We start from the raw sequence: 11,886 nt of genomic DNA, 5'->3' as shown, positions 1-11,886 counted from the left end.
ATTAGTGTGGTCAGAGACATAAAAGGAATAACCCACATAACGTTTGAGCGCTGGAAATGAGTTGGATAACCGCAGCGTTTTAAAAGCGGCCCGGCTTGTACGTCATAGGTGGTATGGTTAGTCACCTCCCACGTTTTTAAGGGTGTCCAGTTCGTTAAACGTGTACGTGTGAAAGCCCGCGATACCATAATCTGATTCGTTTAAGTACGGGGTGTAGGCGTTCACCAAATCGCTGGGATCATAGCCGCGCAACAGTTTCCTCGACAATTTCAGGTTTTTTCTGAGGAAGCGGAGTGAATCCGTGACACCAATACGGGGTGCGATCCAAAGCAATTTGTCCAATTTCACGGGACCGGGAATGCCCAGATAGCACGGAAGTTTCAGACCGGATGCGCGCTGCTGTTGCAGCCAGGCGAGAACCTGATCGGGATCAAAGCACATTTGCGTCACGGCATAATCGGCAAGCGAGGCTTTTGTTGCCAAATCCTGATTAAGTGTGTCGGTATCGATATGCGGGTGGCCTTCGGGATACGCAGGGATACCGATGCGCTGCGGCCTGTTGTCGCTTGCAGCCAACGACTGCACTAATTCTGAGCCATGGTGATATGGCCCCAGCGGTTTTTCCTGATCGCCACCAATGATAAATACGTCGTTGATATCATGCTCAGCAAGGCGATCAAGTACTGTGTTAAGGTGGTCGTCACTCCGGATCATCCGCGCTGCCAAATGAGGAATAACATGATCGAAATGAGGCGCTAATGCGATTGCCTTGTCGATCGTAGCGTCAATCCCATTTGTCGGTGAGCAGGTGATGGTCAACGTGGCATGAGAAGGAAGCGCCGCCGTGGCCCGTTCAACGATGTTGTCAGCGGGTATGATTTCAAAGCGGGGGCCACCGGTTTGGTTGAACAGAGTCGCTGACGATGACTGATCCATCATAGTCATCCCTTCTTTCTTATAAATATGATTATGGCACTGACATCTGTCATAGGTGTCATGATTGTGTCAATGCTTCTGACAATCAATGGCCAAAACGTCTAAAACATGATTCTATTATCAGACAGCGATATAACCGTGCAGCGAGCCTGTCTGCCAACAGACCCGCTGCCTCGCGTATGATTACGTCTCAAGCTTTCGGCCGGTCCGGCTATATCCCGTCCCAGGGTTTTCGGAAGCCTTGAATGGCGTCTGCGCAACCTCCGCCGGAACAAGCCCGCCGGCATATGGTTCGGGCAGGTATATTTCGAGCTCGGTTCCAACTGTCGTGAACGCGTTGGGCAACATGGCGTACCCAATGTTGCAACCCTGATTTGGCGAGTAGAAGGCTGAGGTGACATAGCCCACTGGTTTCGTACCGTTTTCCGCGTAGGCCATGTAGAAATCGGCCGGGTACCAGTCAATCATCTTGCCGCCAAATTTCATCCCGACAAGCTTTTCAGAGACGCCGTCGTTCTTGATGCGGGTCAGGGCTTCTTTGCCGATAAATTCGGATTTACTCAAGTCCACTTGCCAGCCTAAGCCGACTTGGTATGGGTTGGTTTCCTGGTCCATATCCTGCCCGTAGGAAAGGATTCCTGCTTCGAGCCGCCGAATATGGCCCGGTGCGATTACTTTTAGATTGTATGGTTCCCCTTCATCGAGGAGATAATACCAGAGCTTTTCGGCATTGGCGCTGGCATTGTATAGATAGATTTCAAAGCCATCTTCGCCTGAGAAACCTGTGCGGGACACGATGACGGGACAACCGTTCACGTCTCCCTCCATCAGCCCGTAGTAAGGAACGTCATTAATGCGTTCGCCGAATAAATGGATCATGAATTTTTTGGATTTTGGCCCTTGAATTTGCACGGGCGCCACATCGATTTCGCTTACTGTGCAATCAAAGTTTTTCATCATTTTAAGCGCCTGAAGCCACAGCGATGTGTCACTGTCGGATAACGAGAACCAAAATTCATCCTCATGCGGACGAAGGAGAACCGGATCATTGATGATACCGCCTTCCTCATTGCATAAAATAACGTAGCGGCCTTTTCCGGTCTTGACTTTTTCGACGGAGCGTGTGATCACCAAGTCCACTAGCTTTGGAGCGTCGGGGCCTTTCACCTGGATCTGCCTTTCTACCGCGACATTCCAAAGCGTGACGTGTTCGGTGAGATATTCGTATTCTTTGAGGAGACCGCCTTCCTCCATCGGGACATAAGCGCGCGGGTGGTACATATTGTTATAAACCGAATAGCACCATGCCCCGGATTCTTCAGAAAGGTGCCAGTATGGGGACTTGCGTACGCGTTGCGATATCAGCATGCGTGAGCCATTATCCCCGCTTTGACGCAGATTGACCGGAACGTGTCGTTGCACGTTCATTGCCTCGAGATCGTTAGACGTTTTAAACTCTGATAGAGGTTTTCCTTCCATAGTCATACCGATTGCCTCCTTAATGTTATAAAGGGATATGATTCCCATTGTCGTTAAAGGCACTTGACTGTTGATGATCGGCATTTGAATCCAGCCCTTGCTGCCGGAAGCCCAAACGTTCGATCTATCAGAGCGTTCGTAACAACCCGGACCACCCGCAATCGCCTCGTGTAAAACGTTATCAATGTTGATGAGAAGACGTCCGCTTCAATGTGTGAAGGGCAATGTCTAAACATAAGTGGGGGGGTAGATCGCTTGGCGGTTACGCTGGTGTTCACCGGAATCCGCCACTTAAGCGTTACGTCAGCTAAGTGGTGGGCCGTTTAATGATTTAACCCCTTATTATCAATGACTTCACGTATCATACCCCCTTTATTGGCTCATTTATTTTTGACGGACCAATCAACGGTTTAATAAAGCGCTTACATTATATCGTATGAAAATCAATACTCGTTGTGAGTATATCGACTAAGGATTTTGAATGCTTATAGGGTGTGTTCCAAGGCTGGATCGCACCATATAAACGTTTGCTCATGTTTATATGGTGCTGCATCGTCTGCAAGGCTCGTCGGAAGAGCTAGTCATTATTAAAATGGAGGCATCGGTGCGAAGCTGCTTCAAAGTAGTTCCGTATTGTTTTTGTTCTACTTTCATTTTATCGTAATAATGGTTGCGTTGTAAAAGGTTGTTTTTAGTTTTTTCTAAAAAATTTCAGTTATGGAACGTTGGACAAAGGCTTTTGCCAGCGTCATCGTCTTGATAACGGGAGATAGTTATGCATCACACAGGTATCACTAGAGGTTGCTGCCAATCCGGACGCCCTCGGCAATGGCATCGCTTAGACGTCTGGGTGCAATCGTGTCTCCGATCATTTGAACGTCAAGGTGCGGATCTGCTTGTTTCAATTGCTCGTAAAGCGCATCTTCTGCCGTTTGATAACCAACGAATATCGCCAGATCAGCCTCATCGACACGGCGTTCGTTTCCGGACCACACGTCTTTTAACAGGAGATAACCATCTCTTTGTCCTGCAAGCTGTTGGTTTGGTGAGAGAATGACCTGATTTTCCCCAAGCAGTCGATACAGCTCAGGCTTTTGCATGGCGTCGAGATCTTCACAGACAGACCACAACGGTGTGACCAGCTCAACCTGAGAAGCACCGGCATTTGCGGCGACATTGGCTATACTGGCTCCGCGGAACTTTCCTTCACGATCATAGACAATAACCCGCTCGCCTTGTTTAATGGATACGTCGTTTTCAAGAATGGCAATATCTGTCACACAACGCGTTGTGACGTCGCCGGTTTCAGCGTGAATGTCCGGGTAGGATCCTGTTGCGAGCACAACCGTATCGGGATCCGGGTTGATGAGGGCCTCAGACGTCGCTTCCGTTTTGAGCCGTACATCAACATCTAATCGCTCGAGTTCGCGTTTAAGCCATTCGATATGTCTGCCATAGTGCGGTCGTTCGGGAGCAGATACAGCGGCTGTCATTTGTCCCCCGAGCTGATCGCCACGCTCCAAAAGCGTGACGTCATGCCCGCGTTCAGCAGCCACACGTGCAGCTTCCATCCCTGCAGGTCCACCGCCAACGATGAGGATGCGCCGACTATGATCGGCCGGCTTGATATGGTCTAAAGAATCGTCACCAACGGCAGGGTTCACGGTGCAAATGATCGGCATGCCACTATACAATCGGCCAATGCATCCTTCCGTACACGCATTGCACGGGCGGATGTGAGACAGGTCTCCGTCTATCGTTTTTTGAGGCAAATCCGGGTCGGCGATAATGGCCCGGGTCATACCTACCAGATCACAATCATCATTGACTAGGGCATCTTCTGCTTGTTGGGGGTCAAGGATTCGTCCGGCAACCAATACCGGAGCGGAGAGATGTTTTTTCATTCGATGCGACGCGTGGTTATACGTCCCACGCGCAAACGTATCACCTGGCACAACCGCTGATTGGGCCGCATAGGTTGCAGCGTTTCCACCGGAGATATGAAATAGGTCAATGTGGCCCAGCGAATCAAGTCTCTCGGCTATATCGAGCATATCGTCCTGATCAAGCCCCAAGTCATCCGTCACAGGATCGCCTGTCATGCGAAACCCAATAATAAAATCATCGGATACGGCTTCAGCGACAGCTTCAATCACCTCTTCAGAAAAACGCATGCGTCCGTCAAAATCGCCACCATAGCGGTCGGTGCGCTTGTTGATGGTAGGGCTCCAGAACTGTTCAATCAAATGTCCTGAAAATGAGGTGATCTCAATCCCATCCCAGCCGCATCGTTCCAGCCGTGCCGCCGCATCAGCAAAGGCATCGATGATCGGCGATATGTCCTCAATGCGCAACACATGTGGTGTTTCACGGTGGATCCCTTCTGAAATAGCGGATGGAGCCTGCAGGGGACGACCGCTGATGGCTGAATCTCCACGCCGGCCCATGTGGGTGGCTTGCGACATGATCAACCCACCGTGGGCATGCACTCTATCCGCGAGATCCGTTAATAAGGGTTCATTATCAGAATTCCACAAACTGATGGATCCATATGAGGCTGAGGAATATTTGTACACACTTGCGGAGCCAAAGGTCATGATTAAACCAGCGCCGCCAGCTGCCTTGCGTACAAGGTAGTTAACATGGCGTTCGTTTAACAAACCCGAATCAAATCCCGACGCATGAGCCGTTGAGACGATCCGGTTTTTCACGTCGCGGCGACCAATCCGGAAGGGGCTGAACAACGTTTTAAAATCCCTTCCTACGTTTGCTGAGTGATCCGTAGCCATCGATTTTACCTCCCTTGAAAAGTTGGTTCCGGCCAAATACGGACCTGATACATTGACGAAACGGTAAGCGATGACATACTCTTTGAAACGGAATTGGTGTTACATGTTATGCTGCCATTTATCATAATGTTTTAAAAATTAGCATTTTATGTAATGAAAGCGTATTATAAACCTTTATGGATGTCAAGATAGGATTGATGGTTGAGGATCGGTCATTTAAGCACGATCTCATACAGAGCGAATGGTGTCTATTCGTCCCATATGAGCATATGTTGCGAAACGGCTGTCTTACCAAGCTATTTTTGTCAATTGACCCAGTAAGATACACCGGTTATGATAGTCATATGTTAGATGTTATTATTCTATGAAATCGCATTCATTTATCGTGTCATACGATGAAAAAATGGACCCATTTTGCAGCTCACAGCGAATCTGGACGGATATATCTGCTTAAAAGTTGTCCGGTTTGAGCAGGAGGCTAAACAAACGGTCATCCAATTTTCAAATAATGAGGGGGAGCGGGTCATGAAAACCGATTATGATGTTATTATCGTTGGCGCGGGCTCAATGGGAATGGCAGCGGGATATTACCTGGCACGGCAGGGAGTCCATCCATTGCTTGTGGATGCATTCGATCCGCCGCATGAAAATGGCAGCCACAGCGGGAACACACGGCTGATCCGCCATGCATGTGGCGAGGGTATCGCGTATGTCCCACTCGCTATAAAGGCTCAGGAACTGTGGGATGAGCTGCAGGACAAAACGAGTGATCCTATCTTTCGGAAGACGGGTGTTGTGAATTACGCGCCAAAGGGCTCGGCGTTTATCAATCAAGTCATCACGGGAGGTAACCAATACGGGCTGCATGTCGAAGAACTTAGCGGCAACGACATTCAAGAGCGCTGGCCGGGAAATACGGTGCCGGACGACTATTACGGCTGTTACGAACCGAATGGAGGCGTTCTGTTTGCCGATAATTGCATTCGCACCTACCGGAAACTGGCTTTGCAAAGCGGTGCTGAGCTCATGCCCCACACACCAGTGGCAGACATTGATATTTCCGATGATGCTGTAAGCGTGAGAACCGGGACAGCCACATACAGCGCGGATAAACTCATCGTCAGTGCAGGCGCTTGGAATAAGACGCTGTTATCATCACTAAACCTTGATCTGCCGCTTCAGCCCAGCCGCAGACCATTTGGCTGGTTTGATGCAGATGAAGAGCTCTATTCATCCGACGCGTTCCCGGGTTTTTTCGTGGAATGCCCATCCGGTGTTTATTACGGCTTTCCGAGTATGAGTGGCAACGGACTAAAAATCGGACGTTTTGATGCGGGCCAGGATGTGAATCCAACCTATATGGACCGCGAATTTGGCGTTTTTCCGGACGATGAAGGCGATCTCCGCCAATTTTTGGACGCATTTATGCCCCAGGCGGCCGGACAATTAAATGTTGGTGGTACGTGTATGTTTACGAACACCCCAGATGAGAATTTTATCATTGATCGGCATCCCGAACATTCTCATGTCGCCATTGCTGCCGGCTTTTCCGGCCACGGATTTAAATTTTCGAGTGTGGTGGGTGAGATTCTGAGTCAGCTGACGGTATCAGGCGCGACTGAGCATGACATATCGCCCTTTTCAGCCACACGACCCGCATTGCAAGGGCGTGCGCCTAAAAGCTGATAGACGATTTTCGGCCGCCGCTGAAAATCAACTGCCTTTAACGAACTCGCGCGGTTCAGCGCTCAACTCGCGCAACTCAGAGCCTAACTCGCGCAATAATGAGAAAAGTCGCGCAGAAATCGAGTGAGGTCGCGCAGTAATCGGGTAAGGTCGCGCGATTCGGGATGAAACTCGCGCAGTTCGAGCGATAACTCGCGCGACATGAAGCAAAACTCGCGCAGCTTGGCCCGCCAACTCGCGTGACAACCACTCGCACTCGAGCGACGCGCACTCCTACTCAACCGATAACCAGCTTTTCCGACAGATCGGATCGTCGTTTTGAAAAGTAAGAATGATAGACTCCCTTTTTAATAGACGGAATTCAGTCTTTTTGCTGTGTGGAGCTATCTTTCAAACGCCTATCATAGCTAAAACAATATAACATTCCAGAAATAGACGCATATCATGCTTCTGAACCATTTTAAAGAAAAGGGGCGAGGAGCATGATATCGTTTGGATCGTTTACGGGGAGAGTTATGGGAATCCGAAATGTTGCCAGCGGGAATGTTCGGGAAGGCTGTGTGCAAATGGTTGAACTCCAAAATGATGAAGGTGATTTGGCTCACTTTATCGTAAGTCCGGATACGTATGTTCTGGGGCAGGAGATGATGTCGGCCGGTGATATCGTCACTGGCTATTACGATGCCGGCGCGCCGATGATATTGATTTATCCACCCCAATATCCGGCCCTTGTGATGGTAAAAGAGACCGCCGGCCGACACGTGAAAGTGAGTTATTTTAATAAAGACCTTGTAAGCGAGGACAATCGATTAGTATTACATCCGGATGCCTATACCCGGATAGTGACAACCAATGGGCAAGCGTTTATGGCTCGTCCCGGTGACCATCATTTGGTTGTTGTCTATGGCCCTTCAACCAAAAGCATTCCAGCCCAGACGGTGCCTTATCAAATAGTGGTGTTATGTTTGTGAACCAAATAAGCTGGTGGGTTCGTTCGGCATAGGTGTCACTCCCTCATCCTGCTTACGCAACTCAATGATATCAACAAAATAGTCCTTTATTCGGTAGTCATCAACGACCGATTGATTGTCGATGACTGCCGATCATTGTTTATCGTAGAATGACGATTCCCTTGTTATGCCATTCTTCAAAACACCGTACATTTAAACGAGTTAGCCCAGCTGACACGCTCTTTTTTTCGTAAATACGTCTTGTTCAAAAACCGCCATACCTCTACACGCAACGAGCCGTAACCCCGCCGGATGCAGCAAGAATACCCGGTGGGATCCTGTTGTTAGCGCCATTTTACCGGATCCCATCCGACTATTGCTGTTTTGATTCGCGCGTCAACAGGGATATGGGCTATTGATGACTATGTCGGTGTTGGTGGCGTGAGACTTTTGAGCGATTGCCGCATATTTTCATGGAACACCATTTACGCCGTCCGCTTTTATCCATAAATAGTAAAACACAGTCGGGATTAACACAACGATGAAGCGTCTGTAAATCACCAGTGGTATATAATTGCAACGCATCCAATGCGGCCAAGGAAACAATGGCATCCACCGACGTCGTGACAGGGATGGGTACCAGTTTATCCGTTATCCGTTTAAAGGTTAGAGGCGTTTTTTCGATGATCGATTCCAGTTGTGATAGCCATTGCTCACCGGGCGGATGGCCGTCCGCTATTGATTCAAAGCCGTCCCGTAAAAATGCACGCAGATCGAGAAGCGTATCCAGTCCGTCCGTGATCACCTGTTCCTTGTCGTATTGCTCTTCCATCAGAATCTGTGATTGATGCATTGTTTCGATCCAATGGGCGAAATGTCCGTGGAGCAAGTCGTGACGGGTTTTGTTTTTTACGACTTCTGTATTGACCAAATTCAATGATAAATGATTGGACAGGAGCGGGAATATGTTACGTTCTGCCATGGTTCGTTCCTCCTGGTGGGTGTGGGTTGCCTAGTTTTTGACTCCTCAGATAGTAATTAACCTTATTATAACGCATTGACAGGTTAGTGAAAAGGAACTATACTAACCATTAAATATTACATTAAATAGTTAATGAAAGGAGCAGATCGCAATGGCTTCATCCATTAAACCCCCTTTTACACAGGAAACCGCTCGTCAAAAGGTGAAAGCAGCACAGGATGCATGGAATACGCGAGATCCTGAAACCGTTGCACCAGCGTATACACCGGATTCAGAATGGCGAAATCGAACTGAATTTTTCACGGGCAGAGAAGCCATCAAAGATTTTCTCAGACGCAAATGGTCGAAAGAACTGGATTATCGTTTAATGAAGGAACTTTGGGCTTACACGGATAACTGTATATCCGTTCGTTTCGAATACGAATGGCGGGATGCGGACACCAATCAGCGAATGCGTACACACGGAAATGAACATTGGGAATTTGCAGAAGATGGTTTGATGAAGCGCCGCGACATGAGTGCCAATGACTATCCTATATCCGAATCAGAACGCCGATATTAGTAAAAAAACAGCCCGACACCTCGTTAAGTAAAGAGGAAGTCGGGCGGTTTAATGGGACATGCTCATTTGAACTCGCGTGACAGCAGCCCCGACCCGCGCAACTCAACGCGAAACTTGCGCAACTCAGTGCGAGACTCGCGCAGCTCAAGGTGAAACTCAAGCAACTCAGCCCCAACTCGCGCAGCACTTAATCATCCAAAGGTGATTTTCGGCCTCCGCCGAAAATCCATCATCTCAAGATATCCCATTCAAGAAACAGCTACTGGAGCGAGAATGGTCCACTTGAACAACAACCAACGATTATTTTCAGCACATTTTTTATAAGAATCAAATTTAAAGTATTTTGCGCACTGAGCGTCACTGAGCGTCACTGAGCGTCACTGAACGTCACTGAACGTCACTGACGCTACTGAATGCCCAAAATCAGATTTGTCAGGATTCAGTCGTTCTTGTATACTGGACTCAGTTCTGTCCATGTCTATTTAAAACTTAACAAAAAAATGATCAATGCTTAATATCGCAAAAATCGAGTGAACATGGAAAGGAACAACGTCACATTTTCAACACAGATATCCATGAAAGAGTGACTTATGCTGCGTTCATTCCTCATTTCGATAATTCATGAAAATGAACAATCGTTTTTTTTTTAACAACCGTTATGTTAACAATCAGTCTGTTAACAATTGCTGGAAAAAGACGACCGTCTATATGGTTCCGTACATATGGCATTGCAGGATCCACAACAGGCGTGTTCGTGCGATTGAACGGGTCGGAATGTATCCTGGAATAGCTGCTTTTAATTTGACACAAGATCGTGGGAAAATCCAAATTTTCACCCTATTTTTGTGATAAGTTCTCTGACTTGTGTTATGATTATAGATGGTTTTACGCATTCCCCAGCATTTGATGAAAGAATAGATCAGCAGGATAAGAAACGTCGTCATGACATTCTTTGGGTATAACGGATGCCGAGTCGCATCATGCTGGATCATATTCGTTTTACAACACAACCCGTTGATGTATGAGGTGAACGTATGAAAGCGATGTTTATTAATGGCGAATGGGTTAAAGCCAGTTCTGGAGATACACGGGATATTATCAATCCTTACAATCAAGATGTCATTGCAACGGTGGCGGAGGGTAACGAAAAGGAAGCTCAATTCGCAATCGCAGCCGCCCGCGAGGCTTTTGACCACGGTCAATGGGCTCATTGGCCAGCTCGCGAACGCGGCAAAAAGATTCATAGTGTTGCGGCGTTAATCGAACGTGATCGCGAAGAATTGGCCGAGCTCGAATCACTTGATACCGGTAAAACCGTTGAAGAAAGCCGCGTTGATATGGATGATATTGCCGGTGTTTTCCGTTACTTTGCTGAAATGGCGGACAAGGACGGCGGCGAGATAATCGATTCGCCAATTTCAAATTCGACAAGCCGAGTCGTTCATGAACCTGTTGGCGTTTGCGGCCAAATAACACCGTGGAACTATCCATTGCTGCAGGCTTCCTGGAAATTGGCTCCGGCACTGGCGGCAGGTAACACACTCGTTATGAAGCCAAGTGAGATTACACCGTTAACATCGGTCAAAGTGTTCGAGTTAATGGAGGAAGCCGGCATTCCGGCAGGTGTTGTCAATCTAGTGCTCGGATCCGGCGGTTCTGTTGGTGCCGAGCTCTCCGCTAATGATGATGTCGATCTCATTTCGTTCACGGGAGGCATTGAAACGGGCAAACGGATTATGCAAGCGGCGAGCTCCAATGTAAAAAATCTGGCATTGGAATTGGGAGGCAAAAATCCGACGATTGTTTTTGCCGATGCTGATTTTGACACAGCTGTTGACCAAGCGATGAATGCGGTATTTTTCCATGCCGGACAAATCTGTTCAGCAGGTACCCGCCTGATTGTAGAGGAACGTCTTCATGATCCCTTTGTCAGTGCTCTGGTTGATCGTGTGAAAGACATTACGCTTGGCAGTGGGTTTAATGAATCAACCCAAATGGGACCACTCATTTCCAAAGAACATTTAACGAAAGTCGTCAATTATGTTGAAAACGGCAAAAAAGAAGGTGCGACGGTTGCTGTCGGTGGAGAAAAACCTGACGATCCGGAACTGCAAAATGGCTTTTTCTATTTGCCGACTGTATTGACGAATTGCACGACGGATATGAGCGTCGTTCAGGATGAAGGCTTCGGTCCTGTTATTACGGTGGAAACGTTCTCGACCGAAGAGGAAGCCGTCCGCCTTGCGAATGATTCCATTTACGGTCTGGCTGGTGGTGTTTTCACCAATGATATAGCCAAAGCTGAACGCTGTGTCGCAAAAATGCGAATGGGTACTGTTTGGATCAACGACGTGAACCTATATTTCCCGCAAGCGCCATGGGGTGGCTATAAACAGTCCGGGATTGGCCGTGAACTTGGCAAAACGGGGCTGGAGGAATATCAGGAAACAAAGCATATTTTTCAAAACCTCAAACCTGAGCCAACGCATTGGTTTTAGGGAT

Annotated in this window: 8 protein-coding genes; 4 read left to right on the top strand and 4 right to left on the bottom strand. The window is 48.1% G+C overall.

Annotated elements, in window-relative coordinates:
* Positions 1-117: 117 nt before the first annotated feature.
* From ACZ5Q7_RS00985 to ACZ5Q7_RS00975, 3 genes are all read right to left on the bottom strand, one after another.
* Positions 118-939, bottom strand: coding sequence for a methylenetetrahydrofolate reductase (locus ACZ5Q7_RS00985; protein WP_343751374.1), 822 nt, complete (start codon positions 937-939; stop codon positions 118-120).
* A gap of 180 nt (positions 940-1,119) precedes the next feature.
* Positions 1,120-2,421, bottom strand: coding sequence for a glycine cleavage T C-terminal barrel domain-containing protein (locus ACZ5Q7_RS00980; protein ID WP_343751372.1), 1,302 nt, complete (start codon positions 2,419-2,421; stop codon positions 1,120-1,122).
* Positions 2,422-3,209: 788 nt separating this feature from the next.
* Positions 3,210-5,204, bottom strand: coding sequence for an FAD-dependent oxidoreductase (locus ACZ5Q7_RS00975; RefSeq protein ID WP_343751371.1), 1,995 nt, complete (start codon positions 5,202-5,204; stop codon positions 3,210-3,212).
* Positions 5,205-5,729: 525 nt separating this feature from the next.
* On the opposite strand from ACZ5Q7_RS00975, the gene solA reads away from it, so the two are divergent.
* Positions 5,730-6,890 carry an N-methyl-L-tryptophan oxidase gene (gene solA, locus ACZ5Q7_RS00970; RefSeq protein WP_343751370.1) on the top strand — a complete coding sequence of 387 codons (1,161 nt, stop codon included), beginning with the start codon at positions 5,730-5,732 and terminating at the stop codon, positions 6,888-6,890.
* Between the two features lie 482 nt (positions 6,891-7,372).
* The gene (locus ACZ5Q7_RS00965; RefSeq protein WP_343751369.1) at positions 7,373-7,861 is read left to right on the top strand and encodes a hypothetical protein; all 489 of its coding nucleotides are present in this window, start codon (positions 7,373-7,375) and stop codon (positions 7,859-7,861) included.
* 391 nt (positions 7,862-8,252) lie between these two features.
* Here the strand turns inward: ACZ5Q7_RS00965 and ACZ5Q7_RS00960 are convergent, their stop codons facing one another.
* The gene (locus tag ACZ5Q7_RS00960; protein ID WP_343751368.1) at positions 8,253-8,822 is read right to left on the bottom strand and encodes a CGNR zinc finger domain-containing protein; all 570 of its coding nucleotides are present in this window, start codon (positions 8,820-8,822) and stop codon (positions 8,253-8,255) included.
* A gap of 151 nt (positions 8,823-8,973) precedes the next feature.
* Here ACZ5Q7_RS00960 and ACZ5Q7_RS00955 point away from each other — a divergent pair, with 151 nt between their 5' ends.
* Both ACZ5Q7_RS00955 and betB read left to right on the top strand, forming a co-directional pair.
* Positions 8,974-9,384: a nuclear transport factor 2 family protein gene (locus ACZ5Q7_RS00955; RefSeq protein ID WP_343751367.1), complete on the top strand. Its 411-nt coding sequence runs from the start codon at positions 8,974-8,976 to the stop codon at positions 9,382-9,384.
* A 1,034-nt stretch (positions 9,385-10,418) separates the two neighbouring features.
* Positions 10,419-11,882 (top strand): betaine-aldehyde dehydrogenase, encoded by a 1,464-nt coding sequence (betB, locus tag ACZ5Q7_RS00950; RefSeq protein ID WP_343751366.1) that lies wholly within the window; start codon positions 10,419-10,421, stop codon positions 11,880-11,882.
* Positions 11,883-11,886: the final 4 nt, after the last annotated feature.

The organism is Lentibacillus halophilus (genome assembly GCF_055395055.1).
Note: the sequence above shows the minus strand (reverse complement) of the source record. Positions and strands in the feature narration are given on the sequence as shown.

What these genes read in the sequence shown, in the direction of transcription:
- ACZ5Q7_RS00985 (WP_343751374.1), bottom strand. Translation starts at nt 939, where the DNA reads ATGATGGATCAGTCATCGTCAGCGACTCTGTTCAACCAAACCGGTGGC.
- ACZ5Q7_RS00980 (WP_343751372.1), bottom strand. Translation starts at nt 2,421, where the DNA reads ATGACTATGGAAGGAAAACCTCTATCAGAGTTTAAAACGTCTAACGAT.
- ACZ5Q7_RS00975 (WP_343751371.1), bottom strand. Translation starts at nt 5,204, where the DNA reads ATGGCTACGGATCACTCAGCAAACGTAGGAAGGGATTTTAAAACGTTG.
- solA (WP_343751370.1), top strand. Translation starts at nt 5,730, where the DNA reads ATGAAAACCGATTATGATGTTATTATCGTTGGCGCGGGCTCAATGGGA.
- ACZ5Q7_RS00965 (WP_343751369.1), top strand. Translation starts at nt 7,373, where the DNA reads ATGATATCGTTTGGATCGTTTACGGGGAGAGTTATGGGAATCCGAAAT.
- ACZ5Q7_RS00960 (WP_343751368.1), bottom strand. Translation starts at nt 8,822, where the DNA reads ATGGCAGAACGTAACATATTCCCGCTCCTGTCCAATCATTTATCATTG.
- ACZ5Q7_RS00955 (WP_343751367.1), top strand. Translation starts at nt 8,974, where the DNA reads ATGGCTTCATCCATTAAACCCCCTTTTACACAGGAAACCGCTCGTCAA.
- betB (WP_343751366.1), top strand. Translation starts at nt 10,419, where the DNA reads ATGAAAGCGATGTTTATTAATGGCGAATGGGTTAAAGCCAGTTCTGGA.